Annotated in this window: 20 protein-coding genes; 8 read left to right on the forward strand and 12 right to left on the reverse strand. The window is 64.4% G+C overall.

The annotated features are described in order from the left end of the window. Nucleotides 1–238: 238 nt before the first annotated feature. Both AWB72_RS10980 and AWB72_RS10985 read left to right on the forward strand, forming a co-directional pair. Complete coding sequence (locus AWB72_RS10980; RefSeq protein WP_040052214.1) at nt 239–700, forward strand: hypothetical protein; 462 nt, start codon at nt 239–241, stop codon at nt 698–700. 88 nt (nt 701–788) lie between these two features. Then, nucleotides 789–1,175: a PaaI family thioesterase gene (locus tag AWB72_RS10985; RefSeq protein WP_040052215.1), complete on the forward strand. Its 387-nt coding sequence runs from the start codon at nt 789–791 to the stop codon at nt 1,173–1,175. Nucleotides 1,176–1,233: 58 nt separating this feature from the next. Here the strand turns inward: AWB72_RS10985 and AWB72_RS10990 are convergent, their stop codons facing one another. The 3 genes from AWB72_RS10990 to AWB72_RS11000 form a co-directional block, all read right to left on the reverse strand. Continuing rightward, the gene (locus AWB72_RS10990) at nt 1,234–2,340 is read right to left on the reverse strand and encodes an acetate/propionate family kinase (protein ID WP_040052357.1); all 1,107 of its coding nucleotides are present in this window, start codon (nt 2,338–2,340) and stop codon (nt 1,234–1,236) included. Nucleotides 2,341–2,344: 4 nt separating this feature from the next. Then, complete coding sequence (locus AWB72_RS10995; RefSeq protein ID WP_040052358.1) at nt 2,345–4,744, reverse strand: phosphoketolase family protein; 2,400 nt, start codon at nt 4,742–4,744, stop codon at nt 2,345–2,347. 148 nt (nt 4,745–4,892) lie between these two features. Beyond that, on the reverse strand, nt 4,893–6,194 hold the full coding sequence (locus AWB72_RS11000) for a glycosyltransferase family protein (RefSeq protein WP_040052216.1): 1,302 nt from the start codon (nt 6,192–6,194) through the stop codon (nt 4,893–4,895). A 128-nt stretch (nt 6,195–6,322) separates the two neighbouring features. Here AWB72_RS11000 and AWB72_RS11005 point away from each other — a divergent pair, with 128 nt between their 5' ends. Continuing rightward, nucleotides 6,323–10,690 carry a DEAD/DEAH box helicase gene (locus AWB72_RS11005; protein ID WP_040052217.1) on the forward strand — a complete coding sequence of 1,456 codons (4,368 nt, stop codon included), beginning with the start codon at nt 6,323–6,325 and terminating at the stop codon, nt 10,688–10,690. 28 nt (nt 10,691–10,718) lie between these two features. Here the strand turns inward: AWB72_RS11005 and AWB72_RS11010 are convergent, their stop codons facing one another. The 3 genes from AWB72_RS11010 to AWB72_RS11020 form a co-directional block, all read right to left on the reverse strand. Beyond that, complete coding sequence (locus tag AWB72_RS11010; RefSeq protein WP_040052218.1) at nt 10,719–10,934, reverse strand: hypothetical protein; 216 nt, start codon at nt 10,932–10,934, stop codon at nt 10,719–10,721. Nucleotides 10,935–11,174: 240 nt separating this feature from the next. After that, on the reverse strand, nt 11,175–11,435 hold the full coding sequence (locus tag AWB72_RS11015; RefSeq protein WP_040052219.1) for a hypothetical protein: 261 nt from the start codon (nt 11,433–11,435) through the stop codon (nt 11,175–11,177). Nucleotides 11,436–11,471: 36 nt separating this feature from the next. Further along, nucleotides 11,472–11,756: a hypothetical protein gene (locus tag AWB72_RS11020; protein ID WP_040052220.1), complete on the reverse strand. Its 285-nt coding sequence runs from the start codon at nt 11,754–11,756 to the stop codon at nt 11,472–11,474. Between the two features lie 370 nt (nt 11,757–12,126). Between AWB72_RS11020 and AWB72_RS11025 the strand changes: the two genes are divergently transcribed. Beyond that, nucleotides 12,127–14,268, forward strand: a complete 2,142-nt coding sequence (locus AWB72_RS11025) for a serine/threonine-protein kinase (RefSeq protein WP_040052221.1) — start codon at nt 12,127–12,129, stop codon at nt 14,266–14,268. Nucleotides 14,269–14,271: 3 nt separating this feature from the next. Here AWB72_RS11025 and AWB72_RS11030 read toward each other — a convergent pair whose 3' ends face one another. Further along, nucleotides 14,272–14,697 carry a phasin family protein gene (locus AWB72_RS11030; RefSeq protein WP_040052359.1) on the reverse strand — a complete coding sequence of 142 codons (426 nt, stop codon included), beginning with the start codon at nt 14,695–14,697 and terminating at the stop codon, nt 14,272–14,274. 258 nt (nt 14,698–14,955) lie between these two features. Between AWB72_RS11030 and AWB72_RS11035 the strand changes: the two genes are divergently transcribed. Beyond that, nucleotides 14,956–15,147, forward strand: a complete 192-nt coding sequence (locus AWB72_RS11035) for a DUF2964 family protein (protein ID WP_040052222.1) — start codon at nt 14,956–14,958, stop codon at nt 15,145–15,147. A 28-nt stretch (nt 15,148–15,175) separates the two neighbouring features. On the opposite strand, the gene AWB72_RS11040 is transcribed toward AWB72_RS11035, so the two are convergent. From AWB72_RS11040 to AWB72_RS11060, 5 genes are all read right to left on the reverse strand, one after another. Further along, a complete protein-coding gene (locus AWB72_RS11040) occupies nt 15,176–15,559 on the reverse strand; it encodes a DUF3564 family protein (RefSeq protein WP_040052360.1) in 384 nt (127 codons plus the stop codon). A gap of 479 nt (nt 15,560–16,038) precedes the next feature. After that, nucleotides 16,039–16,737: a Crp/Fnr family transcriptional regulator gene (locus AWB72_RS11045; RefSeq protein WP_040052361.1), complete on the reverse strand. Its 699-nt coding sequence runs from the start codon at nt 16,735–16,737 to the stop codon at nt 16,039–16,041. A gap of 70 nt (nt 16,738–16,807) precedes the next feature. Continuing rightward, the gene (locus tag AWB72_RS11050; protein ID WP_052450044.1) at nt 16,808–18,148 is read right to left on the reverse strand and encodes an ATP-binding protein; all 1,341 of its coding nucleotides are present in this window, start codon (nt 18,146–18,148) and stop codon (nt 16,808–16,810) included. Further along, nucleotides 18,145–18,858, reverse strand: coding sequence for a response regulator (locus tag AWB72_RS11055; protein ID WP_040052223.1), 714 nt, complete (start codon nt 18,856–18,858; stop codon nt 18,145–18,147). Before AWB72_RS11055 ends, AWB72_RS11050 begins: the two co-directional genes overlap by 4 nt. Before the next feature lie 19 nt (nt 18,859–18,877). Further along, nucleotides 18,878–19,186, reverse strand: a complete 309-nt coding sequence (locus AWB72_RS11060) for an EF-hand domain-containing protein (protein WP_040052224.1) — start codon at nt 19,184–19,186, stop codon at nt 18,878–18,880. Between the two features lie 249 nt (nt 19,187–19,435). On the opposite strand from AWB72_RS11060, the gene AWB72_RS11065 reads away from it, so the two are divergent. The 3 genes from AWB72_RS11065 (at nt 19,436) to AWB72_RS11075 (ending at nt 21,105) form a co-directional block, all read left to right on the forward strand. After that, the gene (locus AWB72_RS11065) at nt 19,436–19,792 is read left to right on the forward strand and encodes a hypothetical protein (protein WP_040052225.1); all 357 of its coding nucleotides are present in this window, start codon (nt 19,436–19,438) and stop codon (nt 19,790–19,792) included. 157 nt (nt 19,793–19,949) lie between these two features. Then, nucleotides 19,950–20,228, forward strand: a complete 279-nt coding sequence (locus tag AWB72_RS11070; protein ID WP_040052226.1) for a DUF3303 domain-containing protein — start codon at nt 19,950–19,952, stop codon at nt 20,226–20,228. 40 nt (nt 20,229–20,268) lie between these two features. Continuing rightward, nucleotides 20,269–21,105 carry a 3-oxoadipate:acetyl-CoA acetyltransferase gene (locus AWB72_RS11075; protein ID WP_040052227.1) on the forward strand — a complete coding sequence of 279 codons (837 nt, stop codon included), beginning with the start codon at nt 20,269–20,271 and terminating at the stop codon, nt 21,103–21,105. The last annotated feature ends 47 nt before the right edge of the window (nt 21,106–21,152 follow it).

The following is a 21,152-nucleotide window of genomic DNA, read 5'->3' on the forward strand; positions in this document are numbered from 1 at the left end:
GCGCGTTTCACGCTTCATTGCGGGCAGTAAATTAGCGCCCTTCTCGGTTCTTCACTCAAGCATTTATTCCTTCCCTACAAATTCCTTTAGCCGACGCCTTAAAACAACACTGCGTCGCGCGGCGCGATTTTTTTTGATCGCCTACGCTGTCGTTGCAGATGGAAATAACCAGACGGGAAACGCTTAACCGCGCTTTTTGGCGTGGCTGCGCGAGCACGAATCGTCTTTCAGGCGGCACATGATGCATATCGACGAAAACGCGGCGCTGCCCACGCGCCTGATCGAAAACGAAGACGCGCGCATCGCAACGCCTGTGCGCAAGCGCAATTTCGGCGACGTCCGCGCCGATGCGAACCGCCTTCGCCGCGCGCTCGCGGCATCGACGTGCATGATGGTCGCGTGGTCGCTGTTCGAAGTCCCGTGGGAAGTCGACACCGACAGCAGTCTCGAGCAATGGGCCGCGGTCATCACCGCCAAGGCGCTGTTGATGGCCGTCGCGTGGCTGTCGCTGCAAGGACGGCGCATCGCGCGTTATGTCCTGCTCTTCGTGTGCCTGACGAGCGTGCTCGCCATCGCGCCCGAGTTGCCCGGCGAATTCGTCAATGCGCCGTGGCTCGCGGTGCTGTCGAGCGTCGAATGCCTGGCGAAGTTCGCCACGCTCGCGCTGATCGCGCTGCACATGAAGCCTCGCATGCGCTGATATCGAACGAAGCGGCGCGCGGCAGGCCGGGCGTCGCGGTGGCACAATCCCTTGCATCGCACAAACCACGACGCAGGGAGAATGCAGCTTGGCGAATTCGGATCTCGACAATCCTTTCCTCGAAGCACTCGGCGCGACGCTGACGGAATGGCGCGCAGGTTACGCGGAATTCACGATGCCGATTCACGCGGGTCATCTGAACCGCCAGCGCGTGCTGCAGGGCGGCGCCATTGCGACGCTGCTCGATGTGGCTTGCGGCTACACCGGCCTCTTCACCACCGGGCCGACGCCGATTCACGGCTTCACGCTTTCGCTGACGGTGAATTATCTGGATCGCGGTATCGGCGACAAGGTGGTTGCCAAAGGCTTCCTCGAAAGGCAAGGGCGCTCGGTGTACTTCGCACGCGGCGAAGCGTGGGTCGATGACCGCGTGATGATCGCGAGCGCGCAAGGCACGTTCAAGTACACGCGCTAAGCGTTGGCATTTTGCATGCGGCATGCCGCATGCATCGCGCCGCATGCAAAATGCAAAGTCACTCGCTGAGCATCCGCCGGCAATGCCGCGCGATCTGCCTTTCCTCATCCGTCGCCACGACGCGATGTTCTGCATGCAAAAAACCAAGCCCATCGAGGGCTTGTTCGCGGATGGCTTCCGCATGCTCGCCGATGCCGCCGCTGAACACGATCAGATCGACGCCGCCCAAGAGCGCCGCATAAGCGCCGATCGTCTTGCGGATTGCGGTGCAGAACACGTCGATGGCAAGCGCCGCATTGGCATCGCGCTGATCGCGGCGGGTCAATAGCGCTTCCATGTCGTCATCGGAGTCGGATAGCGCCTTCAGGCCGCTTGCGCGATTCACGAGCGTCTCCAGCGCGTTCGCATTGAGGGATTCGTTGCGCAGCAAGTGAATCAGCACACCGGGATCGATATCGCCGCTGCGGGTGGCCATCGGGATGCCGCCTGCCGGCGTCATGCCCATCGACGTATCGACGGAACGGCCGTCCTTCAGCGCGCACAGACTCGACCCGGAGCCGAGATGCGCGATCACCATGCGCGAAGGCACGCCCGCGCCGAGCGTGTTCACGATGGACTCATACGACAGCCCATGAAAGCCGTAACGCAGGATGCCGTGTTCCGCATAGTCGCGCGGCAACGCGAAGCGCGTCGCACGCTCGGGCATCGTGCGATGAAACACCGTGTCGAAGCACGCGAAATGCGGCACGCCGGAGAAGATGCGCTGCGCGTCGTCGATCAGCGCCAAAGACTGCGGCAGATGCAGCGGCGCAAAAGGAACCGCTTCGCGCAACGCGTCCTTCACATGGACATCGATCTTGCAATGCGAGCGCACGTGCGGACCGCCATGCACCACGCGATGCCCCACGCCCGCAAGCGGCTCGCGCAAGTGCTTCGCGAGCGCATCGGCGACGCGCTGCAACGCATCGTGCTGCGACTCCATCAGATGGTCCTGCGTAATGTTTATCGCGCCATCCGACGAGCGCATCGACAGCGATCCATTTGCGCGGCCAATGCCTTTCGCGCTGCCGGAAAGCCACGCGGCTTCGTCGCCATCGCGCGCGACGAACACGCCGAACTTCAGCGACGAAGACCCGCTGTTCAACACCAGAATGCCTTGCGTCATGGCTTCAGCCCTTCCAGGTCCATTCGCGGATTTCGTCGCGATCGATGCCTTCTTCATGCGCGTATCGCACGCTCTCGATGATGCGGTTCTTGAGCGTTTCCTTCGTATGCGCGGCGGTGCTGGCGAGACCGGGCACGCGATCGATCACGTCGATGGCGAGCGTATAGCGGTCCACGCCGTTGATGATGGCAAGCTCGAACGGCGTGTTGATGTTGCCGCGTTCGCGATACCCGTGCACGTGAATGTTGTCGTGATTCGTGCGGTTATACGTGAACTTGTGCACGAGCGACGCATAGGAGTGAAAGTTGAAAATCACCGGCTTGTCGCGCGTGAAGATGGAATCGAAATCGCGGTCGGAGAGGCCGTGCGGATGATCGGTTTCGGGCATCAGCCTGAAGAGATCGACTACGTTGACGAAGCGGATCTTCAGATCGCGGCATTGCGTCTTGAGAATTTCGACGGCGGCGAGCGCTTCCATCGTCGCGATATCGCCGGCACAGGCGATCACCACGTCCGGCTCGCAACCCTGATCCGTCGATGCCCAATCCCATATGCCGATGCCCTTCGCGCAATGCACGATCGCATCGTCCATGCCGAGGTATTGCAGATGCGGCTGCTTGTCCGCGACGATCACGTTCACGTAGTCGTGCGAACGCAGGCAATGGTCCGCGACGCTCAACAGGCAGTTCGCATCCGGCGGCAGATAAATACGCACGACGCCGGGACTTTTGTTCGTGACGACATCGAGAAAGCCCGGGTCCTGATGCGTGAAGCCGTTGTGATCCTGCCGCCATACGAGCGATGTAATGAGCAGATTGATGGATGGCACCGGCGCGCGCCACGCGAGTTCGTTCTTCGCTTTTTCGAGCCACTTCGCGTGCTGGTTGAACATCGAATCGATCACGTGCACGAAGGCTTCATACGTGGCGAAGAGACCGTGGCGTCCTGTCAGCACATAGCCTTCGAACCAGCCTTCGAGCGTGTGTTCCGAGAGCATTTCCATCACGCGGCCGGTGGGCGAGAGCGCACCGCCGTCGGCGTCTTCGGGCTTCGTTTCCGCGAGCCAGCGCTTGCCCGATGCTTCATAGACGCCGTCGAGCTTGTTGCTTGCGGTTTCATCGGGACCGAAGAGACGGAACGTCTGCATGTTGCGGCGAATCACATCGCGCAGGAACGCGGCGAGCACGGCTGTCGGCGATTGATAAATCGCGGCTGCTGCTTCGAATTCGCACGCATAGGCGCGAATGTCCGGCAGATCGAGCGCTTGCCGCAACACGCCGCCGTTCGCATGCGGATTCGCGCTGATTCGGCGCGTGCCTTCGGGCGCGAGCGCGCGCAGACTTTCGATGAGCCGGCCTTCGTCATCGAAGAGTTCTTCGGGCTTGTAGCTGCGCATCCATTCTTCCAGCACGACGAGGCTCTTCGGATTGGTCGCCGGATCGGGCACGGGCACCTGATGCGAACGCCAGAAGTTCTCGACCTTATGACCCGCGACTTCCTTCGGGCCGGTCCAGCCCTTCGGCGTGCGCAACACGATCATCGGCCAGCGCGGACGCGTCATCTCATCAGGGTTCGCGCGTGCGCGCGTTTGAATGGCGCGAATATCGCCGATGCAGCGTTCGAGCGCCGCCGCCATCAATTGATGCATGACATCCGGCTCGTCGCCTTCGACGAAATGCGGCTCGTAACCGTAGCCTTTGAAGAGCGCTTCGAGTTCGTCGTGCGGAATGCGCGCGAGGATCGTTGGATTCGCGATCTTGTAGCCGTTGAGATGAAGGATCGGCAGCACCGCGCCATCGGTCGCGGGATTGAGGAACTTGTTGGAGTGCCACGATGTGGCGAGCGGGCCTGTTTCGGCTTCACCGTCGCCCACTATCGTCGCGACGATCAAATCGGGATTGTCGAACGCCGCGCCGAACGCATGCGAGAGGCTATAGCCGAGTTCGCCGCCTTCGTGGATGGAGCCCGGCGTTTCCGGCGTGCAATGCGAACCGATGCCGCCCGGCGACGAGAACGCGCGAAACAGCCTGAGCATGCCGCGTTCGTCATAACTGCGATCCGGATAGATCTCGGAGTAGAAGCCTTCGAGATACGAATTCGCGAGCGTCGCGGGCGCGCCGTGGCCGGGGCCGGAGACGAACATCACGTCGAGATGGTCACGCTTGATGAGACGGTTGAGATGCACCCACACGAACGACTGGCCGGGGTCCGAACCCCAGTGACCGAGCAGGCGCCGCTTGATGTGCTCGGGCTTCAACGGTTCGCGCAGCAGCGGATTCGCGCGCAGGTAGATCATGCCGACCGAGAGGTAATTGCACGCGCGCCAGTACGCGTCGATGCTGCGCAGAAGGTCGGGGGAGAGAGGCGTCTGCGTCGCGGTCTTGCCCTGGACGTCGTCGTTCACTTGCTTCTCCTCGTGGTGAGAGTTGGGTGGAGCGTCGGTCTTGCGGCTTCGATGCTGATGCTGATTGATGCGGTGTCTTGCTTCGCGCTCCTTGCGAGCGTCGCGAAACATCATACTTGCGTTCGCGCGACGCGTTTTTGACAGAACGTCATTCCATCGCCGATTGCGCGATGTCGTAGTCCATCAGCAAGGCTTTATGGTCGTTCCACATGCCGATGTAATGAACCATGAAGCTGTCGGCGCGCCGGTAGAACCACGCCGTATTCCACTCGATGAACGATGCGACGTGCGCGGCATCGAAGTCCGCATGCTGCTCGTACTCGCGAATGAAATAGAACTGATCGCCCAGATTGGCGTAGACATGGGATTTGTCGTCGAGTTGCGCGCAGGCTTCGAGAATGCGCTGGAACGCGTCGTAGTTGGGCTGCGTGCGCCTGAAGCCCATGATGCCGGAGTTGAACGTCCACGTGCCGACATCGCGCGCGAGCACGGCATCGTGTCCATGCATGATCGAATCGAGCGTGCGGTTCATGTCGTTGAAGAGCACGTCGGCATCGACCCAGAACACCCATTCGTGATGCGGCAGATATTCGCGCAGCAGCGCGGGCTTGAGCCAGTTGCCCGACGTCTTGCCGTCGTTCAGATGCGACGGAATCTCCCGATGAACGTAAAGCGTATAGCCGTGACGCTCGCAATAACGCCTGAAATTGTGCTCCGCGATGCGTCCGTATCGTGCAACGTTCGGCGTGTAAAGCGTGACGACGGCGATCGGCTGGCCCGGTTGATAGACGCTGGTGGCGGCATTGTCGGCGGCGTCGTGAGTGTGGGGAAACGAAAGCATCGGCTGGCCGCGCGTCATGCGTTCGTTGACGTGCGCGAAGAACGCCGCGCGAAACCGCCGATGCTGCCCGCCTTCGCGGATGCTCAGGGAAAACGCGGGCCACGTCGCCCAGACGCTTTCGAGATTCGTGGCGGCGGGCAGGACCACGAAGACATCGCCGATCATGTGCCGCGACGGCATCGCGTCGAACTCGCAAAGCAGTTCGCCTTCATCGCCGGGCAATTCGACACCGACCCGGCAATGCGAAACGACCTTGTGGAGTTTGCGCCGAACCGTTTCCGTGTTGCGCCAGATCTGCACGTCCGTTTGCGGCAACGCGGATTCCGCGCACGTGAGCAACCAGTCGCGGCTATCCAGCAGCGCGGGCAGCGGCGTCGAACCGAGAATTGCGGCGTTCTCGTTCAGCAGCAGCACGATCTCGCCGGCCTCCGCGCGCTGAAGCCAGAGCAGCAGCGTTTCGTACTTGTACATCCAGAGCACTTCGGGCTTGCTTCCGGACAGTTCCGACATATCGATCTCGACGTGCCGATACCCGTGCGTGCGCGCATAGCGGCGATGGTTGGCGAGCGCGCCCGGCGCGTGGTCGAAGAGAAGGCTGATGACGATCATGAGGCGAGAAGCGATAGGCGCTGACGATTGAAAACCGACTAGCATCGCCGCAAATAGGACAAGTTCGCATGGGATGTGTCCTAAAACCGTGGCGCGCGTCTCGTCGCTCGCGCCCCTAGAATGTTCCGATGACCTCAGATTCCGCTTCGCCCGACACCGCGCTCGACGGCTTCCATCCAGCTGTCGCCGACTGGTTTCGCGCGCATTTCGCCGCGCCGACCGCCGCGCAGGCGCGCGCCTGGCCGCTGATCCACGCGCGACGCTCCACGCTCGTCGCCGCGCCGACAGGCTCGGGCAAGACGCTGACCGCGTTCCTGGCCGCGCTCGACGAGCTCGTGCGCGACGGCATCGCGGGCGGCGGCGTCCTGCCGGACGAAACGCGCGTCGTGTATGTGTCGCCGCTGAAGGCGCTGTCGAACGATATCCGCGTGAATCTCGAAGAACCGCTTGCGGGCATCGCGCGTCAGTTGAGCGGCATGGGCGCGGCCGCGCCCGAGATTCGCGCGGCCGTGCGCACCGGCGACACCACGCAGCAAGAGCGCAACGCCGTGCGCAAGCGTCCGCCGCACATCCTCGTGACGACGCCGGAATCGCTCTACGTGCTGCTTTCGTCGGATTCCGGCCGCGCGATGCTGTCCACGACACGCACGGTCATCGTCGATGAAATTCACGCCGTGGCCGGCAGCAAGCGCGGCTCGCACCTGAGCCTGAGCCTCGAGCGGCTCGACGCGCTGTGCGAGGCGCGCGGCGCGGCGCGTCCGGTGCGCGTCGGGTTGTCGGCGACGCAAAAGCCGATCGAACTCGTCGCGCGCTTTCTGGCGGGCGAGGGCGAGCCGTGCGAGATCGTCGATGTCGGGCACTCGCGCGCGCGCGACCTTGCGCTGGAGCTTCCGCCGATGCCGCTCGAAGCCATCATGTCGAACGACATGTGGGAGCGCGTCTACGACAGGCTCGCGGAACTTTCGGCACAGCATCGGACGACGCTCGTCTTCGTCAACACCCGCCGCATGGCCGAGCGCGCGGCGCGGCATCTGACCGACCGGCTCGGAAAGGAAGCGGTCGCGGCGCATCACGGCAGTCTCGCGCGGGAGCATCGGCTGGACGCCGAGCAGCGGCTCAAGCGCGGCGAGCTGCGCGTGCTGATCGCGACCGCGTCGCTGGAACTGGGAATCGATATCGGCGATGTGGATCTCGTCTGCCAGCTCGGCTCGCCCGGTTCGATCGGCGCGTTCCTGCAGCGCGTGGGGCGCTCGGGGCATCACGTGGGCGGCGTGCCGAAAGGGCGGCTTTTTCCGACTTCGCGCGACGATCTGATCGAATGCGCGGCGCTGCTCGATTGCGTGCGGCGCGGCGAACTCGATGCGCTGACCGTTCCCCGCGCGCCGCTCGACGTGCTCGCGCAGCAGATCACCGCCGAAGTGGCGTGCCGCGAGTGGGGCGAGGACGCGCTGTTCGAGCGCATCCGCCGCGCGCATCCGTACGCGACGCTCGAACGCGCGCGTTACGACGCCGTCGTGAAGACGCTCGCGGAGGGCTATACGGGGCGACAGGGCGTGCGCGGCGCGTATGTGCATCGCGATGCGGTCAGCCGCACGCTGCGGGGCCGTCGCGGCGGCAAGCTGACGGCGGTGACGTCCGGCGGCGCCATTCCCGACAACGCGGATTTCGCGGTGCTGCTGGAACCGCAGGGCTTGCAGATCGGCACGGTGAACGAGGACTTCGCTGTCGAAAGTCTGGCGGGCGATATTTTTCAGCTCGGGAACACGTCGTACCGGATCGTGCGGGTGGAAGGCGGGCGCGTGCGCGTCGAGAATGCGAACGGGCAGCCGCCAAACATCCCGTTCTGGCTCGGCGAAGCGCCGGGACGCAGCGATGAACTCTCCTTCGCGATCGCACGCTTGCGGGCGGACGTCGACGTGCGCCTCGGCGACTCCGCTGACGCCGCGACCGAATGGCTCGCGGAAGAAACCGGCATCGGCATGGAAGCCGCGCGCCAGATCGTCGACTATCTCGCCCGCGCGCGCGCCGCGCTTTCCGTGTTGCCGACGCAGGACACGCTCGTCATGGAGCGCTTCTTCGACGAATCCGGCGGCACGCAGCTCGTCATTCACGCGCCGTTCGGCAGCCGCGTGAACCGCGCGTGGGGCTTGGCACTCCGCAAGCGCTTTTGCCGCACCTTCAACTTCGAATTGCAGGCGGCGGCGACCGAGGATGCCATCGTGCTGTCGCTGACGGCGGGCCACAGCTTCGCGCTCGATGAAGTCTGGCGCTATCTGAAATCCGCCACGGCCGAGCATCTGCTGATTCAGGCGCTGCTCGACGCGCCGCTCTTCGGCGTGCGCTGGCGCTGGAACGCGACGAACGCGCTCGCGCTGCCGCGCTACACGGGCGGGCGCAAGGTCGCGCCGCAGTTGCAGCGGATGAAGAGCGAGGACCTGCTCGCCGCCGTGTTTCCGGACCAGGTGGCGTGCGCGGAAAACGTCGTCGGGGAGCGCGAGGTGCCGGCGCATCCGCTCGTCGAGCAGACGATCGACGATTGCCTGCACGACGCGATGGACAGCGACGCGTGGCTCGCGCTCCTGCGGCGCATCGAGGCGGGCGCGGTGCGGCTCGTGACGCGCGAGCTGCCCGCGCCGTCGCCGCTGGCCGCCGAGATTCTGTCGGCGCGGCCCTACGCTTTTCTCGACGACGCCCCGCTCGAAGAGCGTCGCACGCAGGCCGTGCTCGCGCGCCGCTGGACCGATCCGCAATCGACGGACGACTTAGGCGCGCTCGACGCCGACGCCATCGCGAGCGTGCGGGAGGAAGCGTGGCCGTCGGTCACGAGCGCGGACGAGATGCACGAAGCGCTGACGACGCTGTCCTGCATCGCCGATACGGAAGCCGCCGCAACCGATGGCTGGCCCGTATGGCTCGACGCGCTCGCCCGCGCGGGCCGCGCGACGCGCCTGCAGATCGCGGATCACGATGCGTTGTGGACGCCCGTCGAGCGCCTCGCGAGCGTGCGCGCCGTCTATCCGCATGCGCCGATGCACCCGCGCCTCACGCCGCCGCCCGGTTTCGACGATGCCTGGACGGAGGACGACGCGCTCGTGGAAATCGTGCGCGCGCGGCTGTCGGCATTCGGGCCGCTGACGGTGGCGGAAATTGCGCGGCCGCTGGCGTTGCCCGCGTCGGCGATTGCGATTGCCTTGACGCGGCTCGAAAGCGAAGGCTACGTGATGCGCGGCCGCTTCACGCCAGGCTCGATCAGCGCGGAAGAGCAATGGTGCGAGCGGCATCTGCTCGCGCGCATACATCGATACACCGTGCGGCGGCTGCGGCGCGAAATCGAGCCGGTCGAGCGGCAGGACTTCATGCGTTTTCTGTTCGAATGGCAGCGCGTCGCGCCCGATGCGCACGGCGAGGGTCGCGATGCGTTGCTTGCCGTGATCGAGCAACTCGAGGGATTCGAAGCGCCCGCCGTCGCGTGGGAAGACGAGATTCTGCCCGCGCGCATCGCCGATTATTCGGGCATGTGGCTCGACGAAATCTGCCGCGCGGGGAAGATCGTGTGGTCGCGGCCCGCGGGCCGTACGCGCGCGACGGGCGGACCGGTGCGCGGCACGCCGATCGTGTTGTTGCCGCGTCGAAGGCTCGCGGCGTGGAACGCGCTGATGGCCGCCGACGAAGCGCCCGCGTTGTCATCGCGCGCGCAACGCGTGTTCGACGCGCTGACGGCGCACGGCGCGATGTTCTTCGACGAACTGCTCGCCGACACGCGGCTTCTGCGCACGGAACTCGAAGACGCGCTCGGCGAACTCGTCGCGCTCGGGCTCGTCAACGCCGATAGCTTCGCCGGCCTGCGCGCGCTGCTCACGCCGGCGGCGAAACGCAATGCGTGGTCGCGCCGGTCGCGCCGAGGCTCGGGCGGCCTGTTCATCGGCGGAATGGACGATGCGGGCCGCTGGGCGCTGCTGCGTCGCGCGGGCAATGGAAGCGACGACAGCGGCGATATCGAGCATGTGGCGCTGACGCTCTTGCGGCGCTACGGCGTCGTGTTCTGGCGGCTCCTGGAGCGCGAGGCGCAGTGGCTGCCGCCGTGGCGCGATCTGCTGCGCGTCTATCATCGGCTGGAGGCGCGCGGCGAGATTCGCGGCGGGCGCTTCGTCGCCGGGCTGGCGGGCGAGCAGTTCGCGCTGCCCGAGGCGGTGCCGCTTCTGCGCGACATGCGCAAGCGGCCGAAGGAGGGCGCGTTCGTCGCGCTGAGCGCGGTCGATCCGCTCAATCTCGTCGGCACGCTCTTGCCCGGTGAAAAGGTACCCGCGCTGGCGGGCAATCGCGTGCTGTATCTGGATGGCGTGCCCGTGGGCGCGGTGATCGCGGGCAAGACGCGTTATTTCGGCGATATCGACGGCGACGCGCGCGAACGCATGCGGCTCGCGCTCGTCAAGCGCAGCGGCCGAGCGTCGAGCGTGCCGATGAGCGGCGGCATCGCGGGATTCTCATCGCGATAAACACGCGCACCGCACGGCACGCAATGATTCATCGCGAAACGATCTTGTTCCGGAACGGCCCCGGCTGCTGCACCGGCACGTCCTTCACCGGCACGCCGGGATAATCGACGACGCGGTTCGGATTCGACGCCCTGACGCGAAACCACGGATGCGCCGCATCGCGCGCGCCGCCCGCGATCGCCGTCATGGCTTGCCGGTCGAGTTCGACGCTGTCCGCGAGATCCCTGATCTTGATGACGCTCATGACTGTTGCTCCTTCGTGATCGGAGTCGTGCTGTGGGGCATCGGATCGAGCTTATCGGATCGAGCTTATCGGATCGAGCTTATCGGATCGAGCTTATCGGATCGAGTATAGGCAATCCCGGCCGACTCCTCACCGGGACCGCATCGCGGCGACGCGCTGAAGCCAAAGGCGGCGAAAGGCCGAAGCCTTTCGCCGCAAACGCCGCGTTCGATCTTCGATGCATCTACTACGGCGCGCGCATCAGAGAAACGCCGATGCGTTCAGCTTGCCGATCTGCACCGGACTGATGTCGAAGTGCGGCGAGACGCCCGCGCCGACATAGCCGATGTTGCTGAGCGCGGTGACATCGACCTTCTGAACCTGCGTGAGGTTCTGAAGGATGCCGACGTTGACTTCCACGTTGGCATACGGTCCGTAGCCTTGCCCGCCGGAGACGGCGGACATCGCGCGACGGTCGAGGTCCTTGCTGTGGGACAGGTCCCGGACGATGATGGACGACATGGTGGTGCTCCTCGCGTAGCGAATCGTTTTTGCGGTTCAGGCCCAGGCCAGCCCGCCGCCGATGTTGATGTTGCTCGTGTTGCGCGCCGTCTGAACCGGCTTGACCTTCGAGTCGATGTCGTCCGCGAACGCGACATTCGCGCCGTTCTCGTTGAACGTCTTCTGATCCTGCTGGATCATCTGTTGCGTGTTGAACGAGAGCGAGACCTTCGACATATCGAAGCCCGGCACGAAATAGCTCGAGCCGCCACGCACGGCCGACATCGCGCGGCGATCGAGTTCTTCGGTGACGGGCAGGTCCTTGATGGTCAGCGTCTTCATTGCGGTTCTCCTTGAGTGCGCATCGCGCGTTCGGTGGTGGTGTCGAGCAACTTGTCTGCTCGGGCCAGTTAAACGCATGAGGTATGCCAAGCGCGCGTCTGAACAAACGAAACCGCTTCCGAGCCTTGTTTCATGGGCTTTTCTGATCGGGAGCGCGTTCAGTTTCATCATCTCGAGTCGATCGGGATGATGCCGCCGGACCAACAGCCCACGCGATCTGTCGGTATCCGAACGACATGTGCGCGATGCCGCTCATCATCGAAAACGCCATTTGCCTAAGCCGCACGCGAAGGCTAGTATCGAACGAGCACCGGTTGTTTGGTACGACAAGTGAATTGTCGGTCGATTGGAGCCGCATCGAGTCGCACAGATGACTAGCTTCCGAGAAGCGCTTCGTCAATATCGGGGCGATGTCGGGTCGCGCGACGCGTTCTTTGCAGGGGTCGATGGCGCACTGGCCGCCGATCGCACGCCGGGCGCGCGGCTCCTCGACATCCTCGACGAGGAAAACGCGGCAAGGCCCTTGCCGCCCGATATCTATTCCGCCATTCGCCGGCGCATCGAGCATACGGCGCGCATGCGCTCGGAAACGAACCCCGGCACCACGTTTCATCCGGACCGCGATGAAACGCGTCTGCACATGACGCCCGCCGCACCGCCGCCTTTGCCGCCGCGCGCCTTGAGCAGCGCGAGCGTTGGCCCGGACTCAACGGGCGCGACCGGCGCGACCGGCGCTACCTCGGGCCAGGCGACGCAAGTGCTTCCCGAAGTGGACCAGATCAAGGGCGTGGGCGATACGCTGAACAATCGCTTCGTGCTCGAAGAATGTCTCGGCATCGGCGGGATGGGGACCGTCTACAAGGCGCTCGATCTGCGCAAGCTGGAGGCGTCGGACCGGCGCCCGTATGTGGCGATCAAGGTGCTGAACCTGCAGTTTCGCGGCAATCCGAAGTCGCTGATCGCGCTGCAACGCGAGGCGCGCAAGGCGCAGCAGCTCGCGCATCGCAATATCGTCACGGTGTACGACTTCGATCGCGACGGGGCCATTGTCTATCTGACGATGGAGTATCTGTCCGGTCAGCCATTGTCCCGGATACTTCGGACACCGAACTTCAAGGGAATGGCGTTTCCCGAAGTGTTTCGCATCTTCAAGGGCATGGCGACGGCGCTCGCGTATGCGCACGAGCGCGGCTTCGTGCATTGCGACTTCAAGCCTGCCAACGTGTTCGTCACGGATGCATCGGAAGTGAAGGTCATCGACTTCGGCATCGCGCGCGTGATTCAGCGTCCCGAAGAGGAAACCGAAGCCACCGTGTTCGATCCGGGCAGCCTGGGCGCGCTGACGCCCGCTTATGCCAGCCCGGAGATGCTCGAACATCGCGAGCCCGATCCGCGCGACGATATCTACGCGCTTGGCTGCATCACGTACGAGCTTCTGACCGGCAAGCATCCGTTCGATCGCGTGCCCGCGTTGCAGGCGAAGAGCGCGGGCATGAAGCCGCTGCGTCCGGAGAATCTCGGCAACAAGCAATGGAAGGCGCTGAAAGCGGCGCTTGCATTCGAACGCGAAGACAGGACGCCGACCGTCGCGCAGTTTCTCGATGAGATCAGCGAGGAGCGGCCGGCTGCATCGGCGCAAGCGAGGGCGAAGCGCACGGGCGTGCCGAAGCTCGCTATCGGCGCGCTGGTGCTCGCGGTGATCGCGGGCGCGGGCTATGTGTTCGTCGCGCATCAGAAGAGCCGGGCGCCGACGTCCACCGCGACTTCGACCGCTACCGCAACGACTCCGGCACCCACAGCGCCCATCGCGATGCCCACGCCCGCCGCGCCCGCGCCGACGCTCACGATGGCCGCCGTCACGCCCGTGCTCGCGAGCGTGCCGTGCTCGGCGCTGGTCGCGTCGGTGCACGATCAGACCGTGGATGTGCAAGGCTTCGTATCCGAGAAATACGGCCTCGCGCGACTGAAGGAAACGCTCGGGCGCGTGCCCGGCGTGCGCACGACGAACTTCGGCGTGCAGCCCGTCAGCGACGACAAATGCGACGTGCTCAAGGTGCTCGGTCCGTACTGGACGGCGAACCGGCAGGCGGGGCATCCTGCGTCGGTGCATACGCGATCGAACCAGACGCGTCTCACGGAAGGCGATCCGCTGATCGTCGAACTGATGACGCCCGCGTTCGATTCGTACGTCAACGTCGATTACTTCATGCTCGACGGCAGCGCCGTGCATCTGCTGCCGAACGAACGTTCGCGCGACAACCAGGCGCCGCCGAGCTACACGGCGACCATCGGCACCATGGGCGACTGGGTCGTCGGCAAGCCGTTCGGCGCGGAGATGATCGTGCTGATGGTGACGCCCGCGCCGCTCTTCGACGCGCTGCGCCCGGACAGCGAAGCGAAGGCCGACTATCTACGCGCGGTGGACAAACGCCTCGCCGCGCTCGCGGCCCGATATGGACGTGAGCGCGTGCTCGTCGACATCTTTCAGATCACGACGCAGGCGAAGAAATAGGCGCTAGCTTTGCGGCCTTTCGACGGCGGCTTTCAGTTCCTGCAGCGCTTCTTCGACACGTTGCGTCACGAGCGCATACGCCTCGGCCTGCGTCTGCTGCGTGGTCCGCGCGATGTCCTGCATGTCGGCGAGCGCGTTATGCAGCGTGCGCTGAACGACTTCGTTCGCATTGAACGGCGGCTTGGCCGACGACGACGCGAACTGCTTCGCGATGCCTTCGAGTTCGCCGAGCGTGCGGCGCAGGATTTCGAGCTGCTTGTCGCGCAGCGCTTCCATTCCGCCGAATGCCACGCGATTCGTCGCGGCCAGCGCTTCGACATCCTTGCGCCGCGATTCCATGATCGCGGCAACGTCGAATCCCGGCAGCTGATATTGCTGGAACATGGCGGCAAACTGGCTGAACGGATCGCTGAACTTTGACTGATTCATCTTGCCTCCCAGGTTCTTTTCGTATGCGCGCGAGCGGATCAGGAAGACCGGCGTCATCGCGCGGTAATGGGCGGTTGCAGCGTCGCGACGCTGGCAGCCCGAACCCGATACTACCAATATCGGCGGCGAAAATGGGGCAAGGGAAAACACCAGAGCGCGCCGCGATCAGTTTGACGCAGGTCAAGACGCACGCCACGGCAGCGACGACGATGAAGATAAAGGAACGAAGGCGGCGGGCCGCGCCGAGAGGAGAACATCATGGTCAGCAGCGAAGCGCGAATCGTGGCGGCGGCGATCGCGGTCTTCACGACGCTGGCGGGCATCTTCGTTGCGCTGCACGGCCTCGTCTTCGACAAGGTGGCCGTGCTCAACTATGGCGTGCTCACCATTCTCGTCGGGGTCGCGTCGTTCGCCGTCATGCTGATGCCGATGCCGGAAGACGGACCCTGACTTTCCACGAGTCTTTGTTTACATCAGGCTAGACGCGCCAGGCGTCTTCTTCGCCCGCGAACACACTGTGCTCGGCCTTGATTTGCGCGCGGTCGATGCATTGCACATGCCACCGGCCCGCGCTTTCCTTGCGCGACGCATCCACATACCACACGACACGTCCCGCGAGCCCTTCATCCGGTCCGCCGGGCGCGTCGACGTCGAGTTGTTCCAGCACGCAGATGGGTTGTTCCGTGTGCTGATCGCAGATCATCGTGCCATTCGAGCCCGAGCGCAGCCCGCCCCAGTCCGGCACTTCGAGCGCCTGATGCCCTTCGCGCGACCAGCGGCGGGATTCCTTGTCGAGCCACAGAATGGCATACGCGGCGTTTTGACTGCCTTCGAAGCCATCCAGCTTGACGGTGATACGCATGACATCCTCCATGAACATCGATTAGACGAAGGAGACGCTCAGCGCGATTGCGCCGGCCATGAGCGTCATCGAGTTGAGTGGCGGCATTCCACGCGGGCTTCATGCTGTCCCGCACCGCCTGATGCATTGGTTGAGTCGCGTGCATGCTGCGGGCATCGCCCGGTGGCACGAATTCACGCGCAATCGTTTCGATTGACTGTGCGGCGTTCGGTTCGATATTCGTGCTGCGAAACATCTTGTGCGATGCATCAGCGCGCCACGATGTTCAAAGCAAGTCCGATGCCGACGAACTCTTCGAGGCGTGTCTCTGTAGATTAGCCTCGCAATGAGGCGACATGACGACAACCGTCATGGAGACGTGGGATTGTTTCTTCAGACAACGCGCGTTCTCCGTGCATGCGTGCACCGCGTCGATTGCGCGCGCCCCAGCATGTCGCCTCATCGATGAGACATGCGTTGCATCGCAACATACATGGCGATCAGATACGCGCGAGACGTGCGCGGTCCACGATGCGAACCTGCCTTCCACTGAGCGCGATGGCGCCTTCGCGTTGCAGCTTCGACAGCATGCGGCTCACGGTTTCGAGCTCCAGCCCGAGATAGCTGCCGATATCGGCGCGGGTCATCGGCAGGAGCACGTCGTCGGGTTGCTGCGGTCGCGTCGCGTCCATATCGAGCCGGTTCGACAAGTCCAGCAAGAAGGCCGAGACGCGAATGAGCGCCGGCATCGTGCCGAGCATCAGCGCGAGCCGCGCCGCGCGCACGATCTCAGCGCTCATGATCGCGAGCAGCGCGTGCTGCATCGGCGCATATTCGCGGCACAGCGGCTCCAGTATGCCGACCGGCATGATGCGCACGACGCTGTCTTCTAGCGCGATGGCGTCGCTTTCATGCTGGCCCGTGCAGATGCCATCGAGCGCGAGGGTTTCATCGATCAGATGGAACGCGGTGACTTGCGTATGCGGCGGAACGTCGTCGTTCGTGCTCGGGTACGCGGCCACGCTCTTGAAGCAGCCGGACTGCACCGTGTACAGGCTGCGCAGCGGCTCGCCCGCGCAATACAGCGCGTCGCCGCGAGCGACATTGCGCGTGGGGAAGGGAATCGCATCAGCGTTCGCGAAGTGAACGTGCAGAGCCGGGACATGACGCCGAGCGCCGGGGCTCGCGGGTGTGTCCATGGCCATTTCTCCTACGGGTTCCTACGCATTCAGTATGGTGCATGGCGGCAAAATATCCATGACGCTGTTTTCATCCCTGCGTTTCGCCCGTCGATGCGCGGATCGGCAAGACGATCGTCGCCTCGACACCGCCGCCTTCGCGCGCGCGCAAATCGAATGTGCCGCCGTGCAGCCGCGCAATGCGCTCGACGATGGCGAGCCCGAGGCCGGTGCCCTTCGGCTGGCCTTCGCCGCCGCCGCGCTTGAACGGCTGCTTGAGCGATTCCGGATCGTGCGTGCCGAGTCCCTTGCCGCGATCCGCAATCACGATGCACGCCGCGTTCGCGCTCGCATCCGTCCATGTGCGGACTTCGAGACCCTGCACGCCGTAGAGCACCGCGTTCTGCATCAGGTTCATGAGCATGCGCATCATGCTGATCGGGCGAAACGCGAACGTTCGGATGTCGCCGAGCGACAGCGCGAACTCATGCCCGAGGCCCGCGAAATCCGCGGCGAGATTTGCGATGAGCGCGTTGAGGTCGCCGACGATGGGCGTTTCCTTCGCGCCGCTGCCCGCGTAGTCCATGAACTGCTGGAGAATGCCGTCGATCTGCTCGAGATAGCCTTCCGCCGATGCCGCGAACGCCGCGTCCTTCGACGGCACCGCGGACATCGTCATCGCGAGGCGCAGCTTGGTCATCGGCGTGCGGATGTCGTGCGAGATGCCCGCGAGCATCAGCGCGCGCGTGGCTTCCGCTTCGGCGAGCGCGGATGTCATGCGATTGAACGCGTCGCTGACTTGCGCGATTTCGGTCGGGCCGTTTGTCGGCAGCGTGCCGGGATCGTCGCCAGCGGATACGCGGCGCGCGGCATCGGCAAGATGTTCGAGCGGGCGATTCAGATGCCGCTGAATGAGATACGCCGTCGCGACCGCCAGCGCGCCCAGCGCGAGCGACAGCAGCAGCGCGGTGGCGAGGCCGTCGTCGTGCGCGGCTTCGGGCACCGGCAGCGCCATCCAGCGCGGCTCGCCGGAAACGTGAATGCGAATCCAGAGGCGCTGCTGTCCATCGTCGGATGTATCGGCGCTTTGCCAGCGCACCGGCATGTCGGCGGGCAAGTGATGACGAAGGCTTTCGATGAACGTCTCGCGCTGATACGTCTGATAAAACCGCAAGCGCGATGCATCGGGACGCACACTTGCGGCGGCGGGCAACTCGCGGCGCACGTCGAGTTGCATGGCGCCGGGCGGTGCGGAACGCAGGACGCCATCGAGCGTTTCGATATAGCTCGCGAACGTCGCGGCGGCCCGTTCGATGCGCGGCGTCTGAATGAAATGCAGCAGTACGGCAAGCGCGCAGACCTGGCTCACCGCGACCAGCGCGACGAGCAGCAGCACATTGCGCGCGAAGAGCGAGCGCGGCACGACGCTCACGATTCGACTTCCGCGAGGAGCATGTAGCCGACACCCCACACGGTCTTGATGAAGCGCGGCTTGGCCGGATCGTCCTCGATCAGCTGACGCAGCCGCAACACCTGCACGTCGATGCTGCGGTCGAGCGCGTCGTGATCGCGGCCGCGCGTGCGAGCGATGAGGTTATCTCGGCTCACTGCGCGATTCGGCGACGAGCCGAGCGCGTTCAGCAATTGCATCTGCGCCGAATGAATCTCGAACGGCTCGTCGCCGCGAAAGAGCCGCTGCTTGCCGAGATCGAGCCGGAAAGGGCCGAAGCGGATGACTTGCGACGTGAGCGTCGGGTCGCCGGCTGCGATCTTCTGGCGGCGCAGCAGCGCGCGCACGCGAGCGACGAGCTCCTGCGGCAAGAAGGGTTTCGCGAGGTAATCGTCCGCGCCGGTTTCGAGACCGACGACTTTATCGACGGGATCGCCTTTCGCCGTGAGCATGAGGATAGGCAGCGTGTGACCTTCGGTGCGCAACCGTCGGCAGACCGAGAGGCCGTCTTCCGGCTCCATCATCCAGTCGAGCACGAGCAGGTCGTACGGCTCGCGCTGAAGATACCGGTCGAGCCGCTTGCCGTTTTCGACGACGCGCACGTCGAAGCCCTGCGAGGTAAGGAAACGCTGAAGCATGTTGCGCAGCTCGGCTTCGTCGTCGAGCACGATGATCTTCGGCAAGGCTTCCATGAAGCGTGCTCCGTTGACTTCAGCGTTGCGCGGCGTGCTCCCGCAGGAAGGCTTCGATCTGCGGCAGCGTGACGTAGCCGTTCTTCTGCGCGTCGATCTCGTCGAAATGCTTCGCGACCATCGGCATGCCGGTCGCGGCTTGGTCGCGCGTGAGCTTGCCGTCGTGCGTGGTGTTCGCGTTGGCGAAGCGCGTCTGCAACTTCGGCATCATCTGTCCGATGTGTTCGACATGCGGGCTCGCGCCCATCGGCTGCGTGGCCGTTTGCGCATGCGCCGCGCCCGATGCAAGGGCGGCGCACACGACAAGCGCGGCGGCGATCTTTTGCATGATGCTCTCCTCGATTCGTGTTCAGCTTGACGTGATTCTATTGAGCCGCGTGTCGATGGCAATGTCGGCGATGTGACGAAGCATGTCGGCATGTTTCATCGCGCACGAGACGGACTCGATCCGACATCCGGCGACACATCTTTGCGCTCACGGTTTGCGCGGTCCTTCGCTATCGTTCCGCTGGCCGGCCTGGCGTGACCCGTTCCGCCTGGAGCCGGCATCCACTCAGTCGAACATCGAGGACTTCACATGAACATCCGTCTCTTCAGTGCAACCGCCGTCGCCGCCATTGGTCTGACTTGCGCGCAAGGCGCATCGGCGGGAACGACCGTCAGCGTCTCTTATGCCGCGCCCGCCGTGGTCTATGCGCCGCGTCCGGTCTATTACTACGCGCGGCCTTACTATGCGCCGCCGCGTCCTGTCGCCATCGTGCCGGTGACGCCCGTGGTTCCGGTCGCGGTCATTCCGCCGCCTCCGCCGCGTCCCGTGATCGTGACCGCGCCCGTGCCGGTGCCTGTGCCTGTGCCTGTGCCGATGTACGCGCCGCCCGTGCGCGTGACCTACGCGCAGCCGGTGCTCGCCGCGCCGGTCGTCGTCATGCACTGAGGATAGACGATAGCGTCCGCTCTGCGCGTTTCGAATGCTCACGCGGGTCCGCTCCTTGCGCACGCCTTGCCATGACGGCATGGCCGGCTCCTATACTGGATGAACCACATCGGGCAAGCGCGCCCGATCGTGGTATCGCCGGAAGGAGGGCCGAGCCATGTTATTCATCGTCAATTGGACCGCGCTGCCCGAGGTTCGGGAAACGGCAGCCGAGCGCTTCTTGCAGAACGGCGGTGCGCCGCCCGATGGCGTCCGCTTGCTGGGACGCTGGCACGGTATCGGTTCGATACGCGGCTTCGCCGTGTGCGAGTGCAGCGAGATAGGACCGATCGCGCGATGGGCGCACGAATGGGCCGATCTTTTCACGCTCGACGTCGTGCCCGCGATGACAGACGAGCAGCTCGGCAAGGTGCTTGCCGAAGCGGCCGGACGGTAGCGGTTTTCTTGCAGGGCATCGGTCATTCAAGGAGACAAGCGTGACGCAAGCCACTACAAACGATCCGTGCATCATATCCGTCGCCATCACCGGTTCGGTGCCGCGCAAGAAGGACAACCCCGCGGTGCCGATCACGATACCCGAGCAGATCGAAAGCACGCACGAAGCCTACGAGGCCGGCGCGACGCTCGTCCATCTGCACGTGCGCGACGAAGACGAGAAGTCGAGTTCGGACCGGCATCGCTTTGAAGAGCTGCAAGAGGGCATTCGCAAGCACTGTCCCGACATCATCATCCAGTTCTCGACGGGCGGGCGCGGACGATCGTTCGAACAGCGCGGCGCGATGCTCGATCTGAAGCCGGACATGGCGTCGCTGGCGACGGGATCGGTGAACTTTCCGACGATCGTCTATGAGAACCCGCCCGACTTCGTGCGCTCGCTCGCGCAACTCATGCTCGACCACGACGTGAAGCCCGAGATCGAAATCTTCGACCTCGCGATGCTTTACAGCACGGTCGATCTCGTCGATCAGGGCTTGTTGAAACCGCCCGTGCACGTGCAGTTCGTGCTCGGCGTGAAGAACGCGTTGCCGGCGCGTCGCGAGATTCTCGAGTTCGAAGTCGAGCAGTTGAGGAAACTGCTGCCCGACGCGACGTGGACGGCGGCGGGCATCGGTCGGCATCAGCTCGAAGTGAATCACTGGACGCTTCAGATGGGCGGACATTGCCGCACCGGGCTCGAAGACAACGTGCGCTGGGACAAGGACACGCTCGCGAAAAGCAACGCGCAACTGGTGGAGCGCGTGGCGTCGTTGTGCGCGGAATATGGACGCGCCGTGGCGACCGCGAAGGAGGCGCGCGCGTTGTTGGCGCTGTGAAGGTTCGTTCGTGGGCGCTGCGTGGAATCTGTCTTACAATCGGTCTC

This window comes from Caballeronia concitans (genome assembly GCF_001544615.1).
Lineage (GTDB): Bacteria > Pseudomonadota > Gammaproteobacteria > Burkholderiales > Burkholderiaceae > Caballeronia > Caballeronia concitans.